This window comes from Methylobacterium sp. D48H (genome assembly GCF_053345715.1).
Genome location: NZ_JBKFAP010000006.1, coordinates 112,675 through 128,705 on the forward strand (window position 1 = coordinate 112,675; position 16,031 = coordinate 128,705).

Sequence of the window (16,031 nt, forward strand, 5' to 3'; positions counted from 1 at the left end):
GGGCGGGATCGCTCGCGCGCCGCCGGCAGCCCCGCTCCGACGGGCGTGCGGCCTCCTTGTGACCGCCGATCCCGGCACACGAATCATCGCCCTCCTTCGATCGGCCCCATGAACGAGATCGACGCCCTCGAGCTGGTCCGCTCCGCGATCTGGACCATCATCGTCGCCTCCGGGCCGGCCGTCGGGGCGGCCATGGTGGTGGGCATCCTGATCGCCCTGTTCCAGGCACTCACCCAGATCCAGGAAGTCACCCTGACCTTCGTCCCGAAGATCGTGGTGGTCCTGATCGTGATGATCGTGACCGGCTCCTTCGTGGGCGGCCAGATCTACGCCTTCACCGAGACGGTCTACGGCCGGATCGTCTCAGGGTTCTGAGCGGCCACCCGGTCGCGCGGCGGTCCACGAACCGAGCCGCTGGAGCCCGACGGCCGGCGCCCGTCGCGGGCGCAATCCAGGCGCAAGCTTGGTGATCCAGAAGCACGGACGATACGGAGAGGGGTGAGAGCGTGGCAGCGGCCGTACAAGCGCTCGCGCCGGAGGGCAGAGTCCGGCGGGATGTCTGGTTCGCGGTCGGGATCATCGCGATCCTCGCGGTCCTGTTCCTGCCTGTCCCGGCGGTGCTGATCGACATCGGACTGGCGCTGTCCATCGCGCTGTCCGTGCTGATCCTGATGGTGGCGCTCTGGATCCAGAAGCCGCTCGAGTTCTCGTCGTTCCCGACGATCCTGCTGATCGCGACCCTGCTGCGCCTGGCGCTGGGGATCGCGACGACCCGGCTGATCCTGTCGAACGGGGACGCGGGCATCGACGCCGCCGGCCACGTCATCCAGGGCTTCTCGCAGTTCGTCATGAGCGGCGACTTCGTGATCGGCCTGGTGGTCTTCGCCATCCTGATCACCGTGAACTTCCTGGTGATCACCAAGGGCGCGACCCGCATCGCCGAGGTCGGGGCCCGCTTCACCCTGGACGCGATCCCGGGCAAGCAGATGGCGATCGACGCGGATCTCTCGGCCGGCCTCGTCGACGACAAGGAGGCGCAGCGGCGACGGCGCGAGCTCGAGGAGGAGAGCGCGTTCTTCGGCTCCATGGACGGCGCCTCGAAGTTCGTGCGCGGCGAGGCGATCGCGAGCCTGATCGTCATCGCGGTCAACATCTTCGGCGGCATCATCATCGGCGTCACCCGCCACGGCCTGCCGCTGGCCAAGGCGGCCGACGTCTTCACCAAGCTCTCGGTGGGCGACGGCCTCGTCTCGCAGATCCCCGCGCTGATCGTGTCGCTCGCCGCGGGCCTGCTGGTCTCGAAGGGTGGGACCCGCGGCACGGCCGAGCAGGCGGTCCTGGGGCAGCTCGGCGCCTATCCGCGGGCGCTGTTCGTGGCCGCCGGGCTGATGCTGGTCTTCGCGATCCTGCCCGGGATGCCGTTCGTGCCCTTCGCGGTCCTGAGCGTCCTGATGGGCACGATCGCCTACCTGATCCCCCGACGCCTCGCCGAGGTGCAGTCGAAGGCCGATGCCGAGACGCGGGCGAAGGAGCGGCAGCTCCTCCTGGAGCGCCAGGACAGCGAGGCCGTGAAGGAATCGCTGAAGACCGCCGAGATCGAGCTTCGCCTCGGCAAGCATCTGGCGGTGCAGATGCAGCCCGCGCAGCAGGAACTCGCCCACCGGGTCGGCCGGATGCGGCGGAAATTCGCCCAGCAATACGGATTCGTGGTTCCGGAGATCAGGCTCGTCGAGTCGGCCACCGTCCCGAGCAAGAGCTACGAGATCGCGATCCACGGGACCGTCATCGCCGCGCAGCAGGTCCGCCCCGGCGAGATGATGATCGTCGTGGGCGACGGGCCGCTCCCCACCGTGACCGGCGAGGAGGTCCGCGAGCCGGCCTTCGGCATGCGCGCCGTGTGGGTGCCGGACGCCTACGCCCCGGAGGCCCGGCGCGAGGGTTTCAGCCCGATCGACTGGCACGCCGTCATGCTGACCCATGTCAGCGAGGTCATCCGCAACAACCTGCCGCAGCTCCTCTCCTACAAGGATATGCGGATGCTCATCGACCGCCTGGATGCCGAGTACAAGCGTCTGGTCGACGAGATCTGCCCGTCACAGATCTCGTATTCGGGCCTGCAGGCCGTGCTCAAGCTGCTGCTCGCCGAGCGGGTCTCGATCCGGAACCTGCACCTGATCATCGAGGCCGTCGCCGAGATCGTCCCCCACGCGCGGCGGGCGGAGCAGATCGCCGAGCATGTCCGCCTGCGGATCGCGCAGCAGATCTGCGGCGATCTCGCCGAGAACGGGGTCCTCCACGTCCTGCGGCTCGGCAGCCGCTGGGATCTGACCTTCCATCAGGGCCTCAAGCGGGATGCCAAGGGCGACGTGGTCGAGGTGGATATCGACCCGCGCCTGATCGAGCAGTTCGGCGTCGAGGCCTCGGAGGCGATCCGCGCCCACATGAAGACGGCGCACCGATTCGCCCTGGTCACCGCGCCGGAGGTCCGCAGCTACGTGCGGATGATCATCGAGCGGCTGTTCCCGACGGTCGCGGTGCTCTCGCACGTGGAGATCGCGCGCGGGGTCGAGATCAAGTCGCTCGGCACGATCTCCTGACAGCCGATGAGCCCCGACACGATCCTGGGCGTCTTCGTCATCTTCTGCCGTGTCGGCGGCTGCCTTCTGGTCGCCCCGGGACTCTCCAGCGCGCGGGTGGCACCGCGCATCCGCCTGTTCATCGCCCTGACCGTGACCCTCGCGGTGGCGCCGCTGCTGCTGCCGAAGTTCGGCGCCGGGCTGCGCGACGCCGCGCCGGCCGACACCCTGTGGTGGATCGGATGCGAGACGCTCACGGGCCTCGCGATCGGCTTCTTCGGCCGGTCCTTCTATTTCGCCCTCGAGACGATGGCGAGCGGCGTGGCGACGATGATCGGCCTCGGGGGCATTCCGGGGAATCCGGTGGCCGATACCGAGGCCGCCTCCCTCGCCGGGTCGCTGATCATGATGGCCGCGACGATCCTGGTCTTCACCCTGGATCTGCACTGGGAACTCTTCCGCGGGCTGATCGCCTCGTACGACCGGATCCCGCCCGGAAATCCCTTCGGATCGCGGCTCATGCTGGCCGGCTTGGTCGATCGGACCGGGGCGGCCTTCGCCATGGCGCTGCGCGTGACGAGCCCGTTCATCATCTATTCCGTGATCGTGAATCTCGCCCTCGGCCTCGCCAACAAGCTCACGCCGCAGATCCCGGTCTTCTTCATCGCCACACCCTTCATCCTCTTCGGCGGCCTGCTGCTGCTGCTGTTCCTCTCGGGCGACCTGCTCGGGCAGTTCATCCTCGACTACGAACACTGGCTCAGACGAGGCTGACATGCAGGCACGGCTCCGCCGGGCGAGGCGCCTCGTCCGCCTGCAGGATCGGATGCACAGGCTCGCCGAGCGGGAACTGGCCGTCGCGGAGCACCGGGTTCGCGCGGCCGACACGGCCCAGGAAGACCTGATCCGCGCGTTGAACGAGGCCTCGAACTTTCACGAGCCGATCCGGGCCACCGCGGTGGGTCGCCTGAAGGCCCTGGCGGTGGCGGCCCAGGATCTGCGCGCGGAGCGGGACGCGTCCGCGCAGCAGCTTCGCGAACGCGCCACCCAGCACAGGCGCACGGCGCTGTGGGTCGAGCGCCTCGAGTCCGCGCACCGGCTCCACGCGGAGCGGCGGGACTGGGCCGAGCGGCTCGACCGGCTCACCGCGCCGGAGGCAAGCTTCCGACCAGCCACGCCGGTTAGCTTGGCGGACGAACCCAGTCCCCGCGCAACCGCGACGAGTTCGGCCGCGTCCGAACATCGGGTCCGTCGCGGTGCCGCCACACCGGATACGAGCGCGCCGTGAGCGTCCAGCCCCCCTCGGATATCGTCCTCGACGTCGCGCGCGCCGCCGATCCGACCCGCTACCAGTCCGCCATCACCAAGCTGACGCAGGCTACGCCCGGAACCTTCGCGGATGCCCTAGGGGCTGCCCGGGGCCCCGGTGTGGGGATCCCGATCGCGCCGCAGCCGAGCGCCGACACCGTGCTGACACGCTTCCGGACGGCCGCGACGCTTCCCGCTCCGCGGGCGAAGGGCAGTCCCGCCGAGCAATTCGAGGCCTTCGTCCTGCAGAGCTTCGTCGAATCCATGCTGCCTCAAGGTGCTTCTGCCGTCTTCGGCAAAGGCAATGCCGGGTCGATCTGGAAGTCGATGCTGGCCGAGCAGCTCGGCGCTCAGCTCGCGAGGGCCGGCGGGATCGGCATCGCCCGGATGATCGATGCCGCGCATCCCCAGGCGGCCGGAGCGCCCGCCGCCACGCGGAAACCGGTTGCCTAGGCCGGTCCCTCCGGCCCGTTCAAGGACAGGATCATGCTGCTGTCGTCTCTCAACCGCCTCGAGGCCACGATCGACGCCGAGACCACCGCGCTCACGGTGCACGATCTGCGGGACCAGGATGAGTTCAACCGCCGCAAGAGCCAGAGCCTGGTGGAGTTCGCGCGCCTCGGTCGGGCCGTCGACGCGGCGAACCTCAGTGCCGCGGAGATCGACGGCCTGGAACGCATCCGCGCCAAGCTCCGGCGCAATCACGAGCTCCTGGGCATCCACCTGCGCGCCATGCAGGAAGTGTCGGAAATCGTGGCGACGATGATCCGGAGCGCCGAATCCGACGGCACCTACTCCGCCGCCCTGCGCTACCAGGAGTGACCGCGGGTGACCCGTATCGTCTTCACCGGTCTCTGGATCTGCGCGATCACGGTCCTGTCCAGCTTCGCGGTCATTGCCTGGATGCCGGACCTGCCGAAGCCGAAGGCCGAGGAGTACCTTGAGGGCTTGACCTATCAGAAGCTGCGTCCCCTCAATATCCCGATCATCGCCGACGGCTCGGTCCAGGGCTACATCCTCGCCACGATCATCTTCACGGCCGAGGCACAGCTGATCAAAGGTGCGGGCGTGACGCCGGCACCGTTCGTGATGGACGAGTCCTTTCGTCAGATCTACGAGGACAAGGATCTCGATTTTCGCAACCTCAAGAAATACAATATCAACAGACGCCTGGACGAGATCAAGCGCCGGGTCAACGAGCGCCTGGGCTCCGAGGTCGTGAAGGACGTGATGGTCGAGAACTTCAATTTCGTGACCAAGAAGGATATCCGCAGCTAGACCGCCTTCCGTCGGCACGGACACTCCGCCGGCAGCCCCGCGCGCGCGGCCCTGCCGACACGGAGCGCGGCGCGACGCGCACGTCTCACCGGCCTTCGGCCGCGCGCGGAAGTGCCGTCCGGGCCGCGGACGGCGCGCCCAGGCATTCGAGGGTCGACGCGGGGCTTCGGCAGCGCTGGGTTTCGGATCGCCGTGACCGGTCGAGCGCGCACTGGCCCCCGAGGCGCGCCGGATCTTCGTCGAACGACCGCGCTCAGGAGCCTCGGCACGAGCCCCGCTCCGGGAGCATCCAGGCGCGGCAGGACTCCCGGAGGGCTCGCAAGTCCGGGATTTCCCCAGCGACGGCCCGCGAACCCGGACATCGGGACAGACACGCGCCGCGCACCCGACTCACGACGCGCGAGCGCGCCGGAACGCCGGACCCTCGACCGTCGCCGTGAGCCGGTCGATGCTGCCCGCGGAGGCGGCGATCAGCAGGCCACCTTCGACGGTCCCCGTGCCCGACAGGCCGTAGCGGAGGACGGCGCCGCCCCGCGCCCCGTGTACCGATCGCGAAGCGCGGTTGTGGCGGCTCACGGCGAGATCATCGAAGCGGCCGATGAGCGGGCAGGGCAGGATGTGCAGCCGCCGCCCGCCGGACAGGCCGAACACCCGGCACGACGCGTCGAGGGCGACCGTCACCGCGGGATCGAGATGCAGGAAGCCTTCGACCGCGAGGGGGCGCTCCTCCGTCAGGAACCGGTCGAACACCGCGATGCCGGAGAGGTCCTCCAGCAGCACGAAGGTCCGGACGTGCCGATAGTCGGGCCCGTGCACGCTGGTCTCGACACGGTAGGCGGTGGCGTCACCCAGGCGGAGGGCCTCGTGAGCGCGGCCCGCGCCGGCCCCCGGCTCTCGACCGTCCGGGAGGGCGACGTTGTGCGCCCGTGCCGTCGCCGCGTGCAGGCCCTCGCCCTCGGTAATCCAGCGCAGGCCGCCGGTGGCGAAGGTGAAGGCGGTGCAGTCCCGGTGATCCTGCGGGTCGACCTGGGCGGAGAAATCCGCCGTGAAGGCGGCCCAGCCCGCGCCGTCGTCCGGCCGGCGCACGATGAGGGTCCCGGGACGGCTCGCACCGGCGGCGGCGCCCCCTCCGCCGGCGGCCTGTCCCGGCACGGGGAGGGCCATCCCGGGCCGCGCATGCGCGGCTGCCAGCCGCTCCAGCCAGCGGTATCGGTCCGCGTGGTCGGGCCTGGCGTCGAACGGGGGCAGGCCCCCGTCCGGCTCGAACAGGGCGATCATCCCGGCCCAGGCCGCCGGCAGACGCTGGTCGAGGCGTTCGGCGAGCGGCGCCAGCTCCGGCCGGTCACCCAGGACGGGTACGAGAATCAGGGCCAGCGTGAGGAGCTCGAGGCTGCGGTGATAGGACGGCTCCGCGACGCCGCCGCCGGGATCGATCATCGTCTCGAAGCCGCTCCGCAGGGCGAGCGCCGCGAGATGCGTCCAGTGCCGCGACATCGGGAAGGTGGGGAGCGCGAGCCCGGCCGCCAGCAGGGCGGCCGCGACCTGGAGTTCCAGAAGAGACCCCGCCACCGTGCCCTGCGCGAGGATCTCGGCCAGGGCCGCGGCGTGCCGCACGACCTCGCCGCCCAGGATCTCGACGGCGACCTCGCGCGCCTCGCCCGGGTCCCGCGCCGCGGCCTCGAGCAGGCCCAGCATCGCCTCCAGACGCAGCGCCGCGCAGGCGGGGTGCAGGCTCAGCATATCGGCCGGCTGACCCCAGGGATTCGCCCGGGACCAAGAGAGGGCGGCCGCGACCGCGCGGTCCCGGATACCGCGCTCCGGACTCTCCGCGGCAGCCCAGGTCCATGCCAGGGACTGGAACGCCAGGCGCCAGGCCTGCGACCGGAACGGGTCGGCCGCCCAGTCCGGCGCCTCCGGCAGCCTCCAGGCGGGCCGGGTCGCGAGACGGATCGCGCCCTCTGCCCAGACATAGGCGTCGGGCCCGTCCCGCAGGCGCGCGAAGCTGCGCAGCGGCGACGGCCGCTCGGCCAGGCGGTCGAGATCCAGGAAAGGCCGGATCGATCCCGCACGAGCGCCGTCGCCCGGGAGAGCGAGGCGATCGAGCAGTCGCGCCAGGACTGCCTCGACCCCCGGATCGGCGTCGTCCGTCAGATTCGCGAGGCGCAGGTCGTCGTCGAGGAGCACGTCCGGCGCGGCGGCCAGCGCGAGGTCCGCGCCGCCCTCCCAGGTCGCGAAGCCGATATCGAGCGTCGCGGCCTCCGGAGGCGGGCAGACCTTCACGGTGAACCGGTAGGCTTGCCGATGGACCGGGATGTCGAGGAAGGCCGGGACCGACAGCGTGGCCAAGGTGTCGGGGTAGGGGGGCGGTATCGGATCGCCGCCGGCGTCGCGGAAGCGGATCTGGGCCAGCGCCCCCTCGGACGGGCCCTGCGCGACGACCTGCCCCCTGAACACCAGCGCGCGTCCCGGAACGAGGCCGTGCCGGAACCAGACAGGTTCAGGGCCGAGGCCGATCCGACCGTCCCGGAAGAGGCGGCCCTGCGGCGGCCCCGCGGCCGTGTCACGCGCGGCGGGCGCGCGGCGGCCGGCCGGCCGGATCTCGGGATCGACGACCCGGAACGGCCGGGTGTTGCGCCAGCTCCTGATGAGGATCGCCACCTCAACCGCGGGAGCCGGCAGGTAGAATCGCAGCCGCACGGGGAGGCTGCGCGCATCCGCGCCGCCTCCCGCCGAGCGCGGGCCGGCCAGCCAAGCGCCGTGCGCGTCCATCGATGTCCGAATCAGCCCCGGCACGCGCGCGAAATCGATCTCGGACCGGTCCCCTGTCAGGAACGCGACGCCGATCGCCGCGAAATCCCGGGCCTCGAGCGCGCCCTCGACGCTGTCGCAGACGACGTATGCGTTGAACTCATACCACTCGCCCGATGACAGGCCGTCGAACGCGTAGACGGCCCGCGACCAGCGATTCTTGTGGCCGACGATCTGATCCGCGTCGCGCAGGTTCGCGGAGGCCGCGACGTGCCGCACCGCGGCCGGTTTGAACACAGAACGATCGCTCATCTGACCTGAGGAGATCTCGCAACATCCGAGCGAAACACGATCGTGTCGCTCATCCCGGGTGATCCTGATTTCGCACGAGCATCGACGCTGACCGTCCGAAATTTGAGAACAATGTCCGTAAAATCGAACATAATTCCGCGTCAGTCTCGAAAATTTGCGCCATCACATCAAATTTAATGCGACAGGCTGCGTGCAATCCGGACTGTTGACCTGATCTCATGCTTGCGCCATGGGATGGAAGCCAGGCAAAACAACTTCGATCCAGAGCTTATAGCATATCTGGAGCACCACTAATCCCAACGGAGTCTTGTGGCAATGTACGTCATTGTCGATGAGCGGCCGATTGTAACCGATGGATACGTGGCCAACTTCAATAGAGAAGGCATAACATCGGTCGGATTGCTGGCGGACGATTTCGAGGACTGGCTGCAGACGGCTCCCACGACCGATCTCGAGGCTGTCCAGGGCTTCCTGCTCGGCGATTGCGCGCAGCGATCGGACCTGCCGGAGCTGATCCAGAAGCGGTCGCGCGCGCCGATCATCGCGATGATCGAGACGCGCTGCCTGAGCGAGACCCTGAACCTGTTCGGGGCCGGTATCGACGACGTCGTCCGCAAGCCCGTCCACGTCCGGGAGATCCTCGCGCGAACCGAGGCGGTGTGGCGCCGCTCGCAGCGCGAGACCGCGAAGGATCTGACGGTGGTCGACCGGTCCGCACGGCTGAAAGTGTACTTCGACGGGCGCGACCCCGACATCGACGGGGAGAAGATGACGCTGCCCCGCCGCGAACGTCAGATCCTCGAGTTCCTGGTCCGCAACCGCGGGCGACGGATGACGAAGGAGCAGGTGTTCAACGCAGTCTACGGTGCGTTCACGAGCGACGTGGACGAGAGCGTGATCGAGGGGCACATCAGCAAGCTGCGCAAGAAGCTCCGCCAGAAGCTGAGCTTCGATCCGATCGAGGTCCGGCGCTACCTCGGCTACGCCTTCGTGAACTGAGCGGCCGCGCAGGCCGGTGCCGATACGGACGCGGCGCCCGGCAGCGCGGCCGCGTCCGGGCCGGAAGCCGCGTCACCGGCGGCGCTCCCGGGCCGCGCTCTCGGGCCGCGCTCTCGGGCGGCACGACGGGCCCGCGAGCCCTCCTTCGACCGGGATCACCCACCGCAAGCTTCGGACAAGACAGGACGCGCAAAGATCCGCCGGCAGGAAATTGTCCCGCCGGAAACGGCGACGAGATCGACGCGCGGCGCGGCGAGATGCTCCCGAGGCCCGGATCGTTCCTGCCGACGACTTTGCCTAGCCGGGAAACCGACGGATCATGAATCCAATCTTCCTGTTCAATCTCGCGTCCCGGCAGTTGCAGCACCTGACTGCGCGGCAGGCGGTCATCTCGGGCAACATCGCGAACGCCAACACACCGGGGTACCGCGCGCGCGACCTGGCGCCGTTCCGGGACGTGCTGAACAAGACCGCGCTGACGATGGCGGCCACGCGGGCCGGGCACCTGGAGCTCGACGGGCCCGGCGCGCGGCCGGCGCGGGCGAGCGCCTCGGGCGGATGGGATGTCGTCCATTCCGGCAACTCGGTCAGCCTCGAGGAACAGCTGATGAAGTCCGGCGAGGTGAGCCGCGATCAGGCGCTCAACGGCAGCGTGGTCAAGGCGTTCAACCGCATGCTGGCCCTGAGCACGAAGGCCGGCCAGTGATCGATCCCCTGGCCGCCTCCTCGCGGATCGCGGGCTCCGGCATGGAGGCGCAATCCGAGCGTCTGCGGGTCATCGCGGAGAACATCGCGAACGCGCAGTCGACGGGACAGACCGCCGGCTCGGATCCCTATACCCGCAAGACCATCACGTTCCGCACGGCCCTCGACCGCGCCTCCGGGACCGCGGCCGTCGCGGTCCGCCAGATCGGCGCGGACACGGCGCCGTTCCGGGTCGCGTACGATCCCGGGAACCCGGCCGCGGACGCCGACGGCAACGTCAAGCTGCCAAACGTGAACATGCTGATCGAGATGGCCGACATGCGGGAGGCCAACCGGTCGTACGAGGCCAACCTGCAGATGATCAAGCAGACCCGCGCGATGGTCGCCAGCATCATCGAACTCCTGAGGCCGTGATGATCCAGTCCCTCGCCGCCCTCGCAAGCACGTCCGACACGAACACCGTGTTCGGCGCGTCGGAATTCGGCCTAACCATGCCGGGGATCCGGCAGACGTCGCCCGCGGCCGCGGCTTCCAATTTCGGCGACCTCCTGACGCAGATCGCCGGACAGATGCGCGACACGGTGAAGACCGGCGAGGCGGCGGCGATCTCCGGGATCCAGGGCAAGGCGTCGACCCAGGCCGTGGTCGAGGCGGTGATGTCGGCCGAGCAGAGCCTCCAGACCGCGGTCGCCATCCGCGACAAGGTCGTCGCCGCCTACCTGGAAATCGTCCGCATGGCGATCTGAGGCGCCCCCCACGTCACCGGCGAAGCCCCGGCCTCCGGGGCGACGCGCCGGCACGTCCCGATCCGATCCCATCCCCTCCGGCGCAAGGACCCGATCATGAGAGCGCTCGCCATCGCGGCCACGGGCATGAATGCCCAGCAACTGAACGTCGAAGTCATCGCCAACAACATCTCGAACCTGAACACGACGGCGTTCAAGGCGGCCCGCGCGGAATTCAAGGACCTGATCTACCAGGCCGAGCGCCCCGCGGGCGTGCCGATCCAGGCCGGCGAGTCGGCCATTCCGGAGGGCGCGATGCTCGGGCTCGGCGTGCGCAACACGGCGATCCGGAACCTGCACCGGCAGGGCCCGCTGAACAACACGACGAATCCGCTGGACCTCGCGATCAACGGCCGCGGCTGGTTCCAGGTGACGATGCCCAACGGCGAGATCAACTACACGCGCGCCGGCTCCTTCAACAAGAACGCCGACGGACGCCTCGTCACGGCCGAAGGCTACAGCGTCGATCCGGCGATCATCATTCCGCAGAACGCGATCGACGTGGTGATCAACGAGACCGGCCAGGTGATGGTCAAGGTCGACGGGCAGCAGCTGCCGCAGACGATCGGCCAGCTGCAGCTCGCCAACTTCACCAACGATGCCGGTCTCGAGCCGCTGGGCAACGGCCTCTACCGGGAGACCGCGGCCTCGGGCCTCCCGGTGACCGGCTTCGCCGCCGACCCGGGCTTCGGCAAGATCCACCAGGGCTATCTCGAGACGTCGAACGTCGACCCGGTCCGGGAGATCACGAACCTGATCTCGGCCCAGCGGGCCTTCGAGATGAACTCGAAGGTGATCCAGGCCGCGGACGAGATGGCCGGCACGATCTCGAAGGGCATCCGATAAGATCATGACCCGAGTTGATCGCCCCGGGAGGATCGCGGCGCGGAGGGTGCGGGCGCTCGGCGCGGCCGGCCTGGCGGCGCGCGCGGCGGCCGCCCTCGCGACCGTCACGGCAACCGCCACGGCAGCCGCCCTGACGGCCGGGCCCGCCGTCGCGGGGGAGCAGATGCTGCCGGTGCCGGTCGCGACGATCTACGCGGGCGACGTCATCAAGCCGACGATGCTGCGCGAGCAGGCGTTTCCGGAGAGCTACCGGCCGCGCCTGCCCGTGGCCGACACGGCGGCCCGCGCGGTCGGCCGCATCGCGCGGCGGACGCTCCTGCCGGGCGAGACGATCCCGTCGATCGCCCTGGAGGAAGCGAAGCTCGTGACCCGCGGCGCGCCGGCCGTGATCGTCTTCGAGGAGCACGGCGTCACGATCTCGACCGTGGGCACGGCCCTGGCGAACGCGGCCGTGAACGAGGCGGTGAACGTGCGGAACGCCGCCACCGGGCGGGTCGTCCAGGGCATCGTCCAGCCGGACGGCCGCGTGCGGACGGGACAGCCGTGATGCGCCCGCTGATCCTCCTGCTCCTCGCCGGCCTCGCGCTCTGGCCGGCGGCCGCGTCGGCGACGCGCATCAAGGACATCGCCACGCTGCAGGGCGTGCGCGACAACCAGATCGTCGGCTACGGGCTCGTCACGGGCCTGCAGAGCACCGGCGACACCCTGCGCAACGCGCAGTTCACGGAACAGTCGCTGCAATCGATGCTCGATCGCCTCGGCATCAACGTGCGCGACCAGCGGCTGCGGACCCGCAACGTGGCGGCCGTGATGGTGACGGCCAACCTGCCGGCCTATGTCGAGCCGGGGTCGCGCGTCGACGTCTCCGTGAACTCCATGGGCGACGCGACTTCCCTGCGCGGCGGCACGCTGCTGATGACGCCGCTCTCGGGCGGCGACGGGCAGGTCTACGCGGTCGCCCAGGGGGCGCTCGTCGTCTCCGGCTTCAGCGTCACCGGGCAGGCGGAATCGCTGGTCTCGGGCGTGGCGACGGCCGCCCGGATCCCCAACGGGGCCCTGGTGGAGCGCGCGGTCGCCGGCACGTTCAGCGAATTGCCCGGCATGGCGCTCGAGCTGAAGAACCCGGACTTCCACACCGCCGTCCTGATCTCGGACGCGATCAACGCCTACACGCTCCAGAAATACGGGCGGCGCGCGGCGAGCCCGCGCGACTACCGCACGGTGGTCCTGTCCCGCCCCGGCCACGTGGGCCGGACCCGGTTCATGGCCGAGATCGGCGAGTTACAGGTCCAGCCCGACATCCCCGCGAAGGTGGTGATCGATCAGCGGACCGGGACCGTGGTCATCGGCCGGAACGTCCAAGTCTCCACCGTGGCGGTCAGCCACGGCGACCTGACGGTGCGCATCACCGAGACGCCGCAGGTCTCCCAGCCCGCCCCGTTCTCCGACGGGCAGACCACCGTCGTGCCCCGGACCGACATCGAGGCCGGCGAGCGGGCGGCGCGCCTCGCCATCGTGGCGGGCCCCGATCTGCAGACCCTGATCCGCGGCCTGAACAATGTCGGGATGAAGCCGACGGACGTCATCGCCATCCTCCAGGCGGTGAAGACGGCCGGCGCCCTCCAGGCAGAGCTGGTGATCCAATGATCCGTCCGGTCCGCAAGCAACGCCCCGCTGCCGGCGGCTGGCGCGGCCCGCGTGGCCTCGCCCTCGCGGCGGCGGCCGTCCTGGTCGCGTCCCCGGTCTCGGCGCAGCCGAAGCCGGCGGAGCCGGCCAGGGCGGAGGATGGCCGCCCGGCCTCGTACTGCGCCGGCATCGCCGATGCCGCGGCCGACGCCCGCTTCACGTGGCAGAAGGAGACGCTGACCGCGCTCGCCAAGGACGTCGAGGTGCGGATCGGTCAGCTGGAGGCCAAGCGCGCGGAGTACGAGGCGTGGCTGAAGCGCCGGCAGGCCTTCCTCGCCAAGGCGGACGAGAGTGTCACGGCCATCTACGCGAGGATGCGGCCCGAGGCCGCCTCGCAGCAGCTGACCGCCATGGACAGCGAGGCCGCCGCCGCGATCCTGACGCGCCTCGACGCCCGCATCGCCAGCGCCATCCTGAACGAGATGGAGCCCGGCCGGGCCGCGCGCCTCGCCAACGTCATCACCAACACGCCCCCGAAGACGCTGGTCCTTCCCCGGCCCGACGACGCCTCCCGGGCGCCGCCCGAGCCGTCCTCGGACGACGGCGGGCGCCGCGCGCAGGACAACGGGAAATCAGGATGAAGCGGCTGGCTGCCATCGCGGCGCTCACGACCCTCGGGGCCTGCGCGACCCCCGTACAGGAGATCGGCCGGGCGCCGGCCCTGAGCCCCGTCGGCCTCGGCATCGATCCGAACCACGACGCCGTGCCGCCGCTCGCCGTCGCGTCGCAGGCGCAGGGTTACCACTCGACCTGGGCCCAGCAGAGCGCGGACCTGTTCCAGGACCCGCGCGCCAAGAACGTCGGCGACGTGCTGACCGTGCTCATCGCGATGAACGACAAGGCCCAGTTCGACAACGCCACCGACCGGTCGCGCGACTCGCGGGCCAAGACGAGCGTCGACCTCCAGTTCGACCTGTTCGGCCTCACCCCGGAATCGAAGAACCACTACGAGGTCAACGGCAACTCGTCGACCAAGGGCCAGGGCACCATCGACCGCAAGGAGCAGCTGCGGCTCTCCGTGGCCGCCGTCGTCACCCACGTCTTCCCGAACGGCAACATGCTGATCAGCGGCTCGCAGGAGGTGCGGGTCAACTTCGAGGTCCGCGTCCTCAACATCGCCGGCATCGTCCGGCCGCGCGACATCTCGCGCCGGAACACGATCGACTATGACAAGATCGCCGAGGCGCGGGTCTCCTACGGTGGTCGCGGGCGGCTCATGGAGGTGCAGCAGCCCGCCGTCGCTCAGCAGGTCTACGACCTGGTCACGCCGTTCTGATCCGGACACGCACCATGGCCTCCGACACCGTCACGCGCCGCGCGCGGCTCCGCTGGCTGCTGCTCCTCACGCTGCTCACGGTCCTGGCGGTCGGCGTCGGGGGGGCGAGCGGTCTCCACATGATCGCACGGGTCGAGAAGGCCCTGGACGAGCGGAGAAAGGCCCAGGACGAGCAGGTGCGGCCGGTGACGGCCTACGCCGAGAACGAGACCCTGACGAGTCTCGGCACGGTGGTGACCAACCTCGCGGGCCCCGGCGACGTCTGGGTCCGGCTCGAATCCTCCGTGATCGTCAGGAAAGGGACCTTCGCCAATCCCCAGGCCGTGGTCGCGGAGATCCGGCAGGACATCATGGGCTATCTGCGCACGCTCTCGGTCGCGCAGATCGAGGGCCCGAGCGGCCTGAGCCATCTGCGGGAGGATCTCACGGAGCGCGTGCAGATCCGGAGCAACGGCCAGATCCGCGCCCTCTTCATCGAAACGCTCGTCGTCCAGTAGGGCGCCCGGTCGGCTGCCCGCGCGCGTGGCCGACGCATATCAGGATCGGTCACACGCCATGCTGCGTCGCGTCTCTCTGGCGAGCCCGCTGCTCCTCGTCGCCACGGCCGCAACCGCCCAGGGCTTCAGCCTCGACCAGGTGCTGCCCCCGGGCAACGGCTCGGTCAGCGGGCGCATGATCCAGATCATCGCGCTGATGACGGTGCTGTCGATCGCGCCGGGCCTGCTCGTCATGGTGACGAGCTTCACCCGATTCGTCGTCGCGCTCTCGTTCCTGCGCTCGGGCCTCGGTCTCCAGAGCGCGCCGGCGAATCTCGTGCTCATCAGCCTGTCGCTGTTCATGACATTCTACGTCATGGGGCCGACCTTCGACCGCGCGTGGCAGGACGGCGTCCGCCCGCTCACCGAGAACCGGATCACCGAGGAGGAGGCCTTCGCCAAGGTGACCGCGCCGTTCCGCGACTTCATGCTGGCCCATGTCCGCCCCAAGGATCTCGACACCTTCGCGGAGATCGCCGCCGCCAACCTGTCCAAGGCGCCGGATGGCGGCCGGACGGACCTCAGGATCCTGATCCCGGCCTTCATGATCTCGGAACTGCGCCGGGGCTTCGAGATCGGCTTCCTGATCGCGCTGCCCTTCCTGGTCATCGACATGGTCATCGCCGTGCTGGTCATGTCCATGGGCATGATGATGCTGCCGCCGACCGTGATTTCGCTACCGTTCAAGATCCTCTTTTTTGTCTTGATCGACGGCTGGAACATGCTCGTCAGCGGTCTTGTGAAATCGTATTTCTAGCGATCCGAATATCTCCACAGAGAGATCCGGCAAGAAACGTCTCCACCATCGATTTTTCGGAGTTGACTTCCGTCGTTCGCTGCTCCATCTACGCTTCGACTGCGGCGCGAACAGTCAATCCGGAAGCGAGATTGTCCTTCGGCGCAGGATCGATAACAGGTTGAGGTCTTGAGCCGGATCGGCGACCTCGAAGGCATGATGCCGCCCTGTTATGCCGGT

General features: G+C 69.5%; 19 protein-coding genes. 18 read left to right on the forward strand and 1 reads right to left on the reverse strand.

Features of this window, described 5'->3' with window-relative positions; genetic code table 11:
* The first annotated feature begins 108 nt into the window (after nt 1-108).
* The 7 genes from fliQ (at nt 109) to ACLBX8_RS13565 (ending at nt 5,162) form a co-directional block, all read left to right on the forward strand.
* Nucleotides 109-375: a flagellar biosynthesis protein FliQ gene (gene fliQ, locus ACLBX8_RS13535; protein WP_427509492.1), complete on the forward strand. Its 267-nt coding sequence runs from the start codon at nt 109-111 to the stop codon at nt 373-375.
* Between the two features lie 131 nt (nt 376-506).
* The gene (gene flhA / locus ACLBX8_RS13540) at nt 507-2,597 is read left to right on the forward strand and encodes a flagellar biosynthesis protein FlhA (RefSeq protein WP_447715303.1); all 2,091 of its coding nucleotides are present in this window, start codon (nt 507-509) and stop codon (nt 2,595-2,597) included.
* Between the two features lie 6 nt (nt 2,598-2,603).
* Entirely contained in the window at nt 2,604-3,350 is a 747-nt protein-coding gene (fliR, locus tag ACLBX8_RS13545; RefSeq protein ID WP_447715304.1) for a flagellar biosynthesis protein FliR, read from the forward strand.
* Nucleotides 3,351-3,402: 52 nt separating this feature from the next.
* Nucleotides 3,403-3,864: a hypothetical protein gene (locus ACLBX8_RS13550; protein WP_447715305.1), complete on the forward strand. Its 462-nt coding sequence runs from the start codon at nt 3,403-3,405 to the stop codon at nt 3,862-3,864.
* Nucleotides 3,861-4,337, forward strand: a complete 477-nt coding sequence (locus ACLBX8_RS13555; protein WP_447715306.1) for a rod-binding protein — start codon at nt 3,861-3,863, stop codon at nt 4,335-4,337. Before ACLBX8_RS13550 ends, ACLBX8_RS13555 begins: the two co-directional genes overlap by 4 nt.
* Before the next feature lie 33 nt (nt 4,338-4,370).
* Complete coding sequence (locus tag ACLBX8_RS13560) at nt 4,371-4,706, forward strand: flagellar protein FlgN (RefSeq protein ID WP_447715307.1); 336 nt, start codon at nt 4,371-4,373, stop codon at nt 4,704-4,706.
* A gap of 6 nt (nt 4,707-4,712) precedes the next feature.
* The gene (locus ACLBX8_RS13565; RefSeq protein ID WP_427509486.1) at nt 4,713-5,162 is read left to right on the forward strand and encodes a hypothetical protein; all 450 of its coding nucleotides are present in this window, start codon (nt 4,713-4,715) and stop codon (nt 5,160-5,162) included.
* A 390-nt stretch (nt 5,163-5,552) separates the two neighbouring features.
* Here ACLBX8_RS13565 and ACLBX8_RS13570 read toward each other — a convergent pair whose 3' ends face one another.
* On the reverse strand, nt 5,553-8,222 hold the full coding sequence (locus ACLBX8_RS13570) for a heparinase II/III domain-containing protein (RefSeq protein ID WP_447715308.1): 2,670 nt from the start codon (nt 8,220-8,222) through the stop codon (nt 5,553-5,555).
* Between the two features lie 315 nt (nt 8,223-8,537).
* Here ACLBX8_RS13570 and ACLBX8_RS13575 point away from each other — a divergent pair, with 315 nt between their 5' ends.
* The 11 genes from ACLBX8_RS13575 (at nt 8,538) to fliP (ending at nt 15,812) form a co-directional block, all read left to right on the forward strand.
* Entirely contained in the window at nt 8,538-9,221 is a 684-nt protein-coding gene (locus tag ACLBX8_RS13575; protein ID WP_427509484.1) for a response regulator transcription factor, read from the forward strand.
* 319 nt (nt 9,222-9,540) lie between these two features.
* Nucleotides 9,541-9,927 (forward strand): flagellar basal body rod protein FlgB, encoded by a 387-nt coding sequence (flgB, locus tag ACLBX8_RS13580; protein ID WP_447715309.1) that lies wholly within the window; start codon nt 9,541-9,543, stop codon nt 9,925-9,927.
* Nucleotides 9,924-10,340, forward strand: a complete 417-nt coding sequence (gene flgC / locus ACLBX8_RS13585) for a flagellar basal body rod protein FlgC (protein ID WP_427509482.1) — start codon at nt 9,924-9,926, stop codon at nt 10,338-10,340. Before flgB ends, flgC begins: the two co-directional genes overlap by 4 nt.
* On the forward strand, nt 10,340-10,672 hold the full coding sequence (locus ACLBX8_RS13590; RefSeq protein WP_447715310.1) for a flagellar hook-basal body complex protein FliE: 333 nt from the start codon (nt 10,340-10,342) through the stop codon (nt 10,670-10,672). Before flgC ends, ACLBX8_RS13590 begins: the two co-directional genes overlap by 1 nt.
* A gap of 96 nt (nt 10,673-10,768) precedes the next feature.
* Nucleotides 10,769-11,557 carry a flagellar basal-body rod protein FlgG gene (gene flgG, locus ACLBX8_RS13595; RefSeq protein WP_427509480.1) on the forward strand — a complete coding sequence of 263 codons (789 nt, stop codon included), beginning with the start codon at nt 10,769-10,771 and terminating at the stop codon, nt 11,555-11,557.
* A 4-nt stretch (nt 11,558-11,561) separates the two neighbouring features.
* Complete coding sequence (gene flgA, locus ACLBX8_RS13600) at nt 11,562-12,104, forward strand: flagellar basal body P-ring formation chaperone FlgA (protein ID WP_447715311.1); 543 nt, start codon at nt 11,562-11,564, stop codon at nt 12,102-12,104.
* Nucleotides 12,104-13,204: a flagellar basal body P-ring protein FlgI gene (flgI, locus tag ACLBX8_RS13605; RefSeq protein ID WP_447715312.1), complete on the forward strand. Its 1,101-nt coding sequence runs from the start codon at nt 12,104-12,106 to the stop codon at nt 13,202-13,204. Before flgA ends, flgI begins: the two co-directional genes overlap by 1 nt.
* The gene (locus ACLBX8_RS13610; RefSeq protein ID WP_447715313.1) at nt 13,201-13,824 is read left to right on the forward strand and encodes a MotE family protein; all 624 of its coding nucleotides are present in this window, start codon (nt 13,201-13,203) and stop codon (nt 13,822-13,824) included. Before flgI ends, ACLBX8_RS13610 begins: the two co-directional genes overlap by 4 nt.
* Entirely contained in the window at nt 13,821-14,519 is a 699-nt protein-coding gene (gene flgH / locus ACLBX8_RS13615; RefSeq protein ID WP_447715314.1) for a flagellar basal body L-ring protein FlgH, read from the forward strand. The genes ACLBX8_RS13610 and flgH overlap by 4 nt, the downstream gene beginning before the upstream one ends.
* Nucleotides 14,520-14,533: 14 nt before the next feature.
* Nucleotides 14,534-15,016, forward strand: coding sequence for a flagellar basal body-associated FliL family protein (locus ACLBX8_RS13620; RefSeq protein ID WP_447715315.1), 483 nt, complete (start codon nt 14,534-14,536; stop codon nt 15,014-15,016).
* A gap of 58 nt (nt 15,017-15,074) precedes the next feature.
* On the forward strand, nt 15,075-15,812 hold the full coding sequence (gene fliP / locus ACLBX8_RS13625) for a flagellar type III secretion system pore protein FliP (RefSeq protein ID WP_447715316.1): 738 nt from the start codon (nt 15,075-15,077) through the stop codon (nt 15,810-15,812).
* Nucleotides 15,813-16,031: the final 219 nt, after the last annotated feature.

What these genes read in the sequence shown, in the direction of transcription:
- fliQ (WP_427509492.1), top strand. Translation starts at nt 109, where the DNA reads ATGAACGAGATCGACGCCCTCGAGCTGGTCCGCTCCGCGATCTGGACC.
- fliR (WP_447715304.1), top strand. Translation starts at nt 2,604, where the DNA reads ATGAGCCCCGACACGATCCTGGGCGTCTTCGTCATCTTCTGCCGTGTC.
- ACLBX8_RS13550 (WP_447715305.1), top strand. Translation starts at nt 3,403, where the DNA reads ATGCACAGGCTCGCCGAGCGGGAACTGGCCGTCGCGGAGCACCGGGTT.
- ACLBX8_RS13560 (WP_447715307.1), top strand. Translation starts at nt 4,371, where the DNA reads ATGCTGCTGTCGTCTCTCAACCGCCTCGAGGCCACGATCGACGCCGAG.
- ACLBX8_RS13570 (WP_447715308.1), bottom strand. Translation starts at nt 8,222, where the DNA reads ATGAGCGATCGTTCTGTGTTCAAACCGGCCGCGGTGCGGCACGTCGCG.
- ACLBX8_RS13575 (WP_427509484.1), top strand. Translation starts at nt 8,538, where the DNA reads ATGTACGTCATTGTCGATGAGCGGCCGATTGTAACCGATGGATACGTG.
- flgB (WP_447715309.1), top strand. Translation starts at nt 9,541, where the DNA reads ATGAATCCAATCTTCCTGTTCAATCTCGCGTCCCGGCAGTTGCAGCAC.
- ACLBX8_RS13590 (WP_447715310.1), top strand. Translation starts at nt 10,340, where the DNA reads ATGATCCAGTCCCTCGCCGCCCTCGCAAGCACGTCCGACACGAACACC.
- flgG (WP_427509480.1), top strand. Translation starts at nt 10,769, where the DNA reads ATGAGAGCGCTCGCCATCGCGGCCACGGGCATGAATGCCCAGCAACTG.
- flgA (WP_447715311.1), top strand. Translation starts at nt 11,562, where the DNA reads ATGACCCGAGTTGATCGCCCCGGGAGGATCGCGGCGCGGAGGGTGCGG.
- flgI (WP_447715312.1), top strand. Translation starts at nt 12,104, where the DNA reads ATGCGCCCGCTGATCCTCCTGCTCCTCGCCGGCCTCGCGCTCTGGCCG.
- ACLBX8_RS13610 (WP_447715313.1), top strand. Translation starts at nt 13,201, where the DNA reads ATGATCCGTCCGGTCCGCAAGCAACGCCCCGCTGCCGGCGGCTGGCGC.
- flgH (WP_447715314.1), top strand. Translation starts at nt 13,821, where the DNA reads ATGAAGCGGCTGGCTGCCATCGCGGCGCTCACGACCCTCGGGGCCTGC.
- ACLBX8_RS13620 (WP_447715315.1), top strand. Translation starts at nt 14,534, where the DNA reads ATGGCCTCCGACACCGTCACGCGCCGCGCGCGGCTCCGCTGGCTGCTG.
- fliP (WP_447715316.1), top strand. Translation starts at nt 15,075, where the DNA reads ATGCTGCGTCGCGTCTCTCTGGCGAGCCCGCTGCTCCTCGTCGCCACG.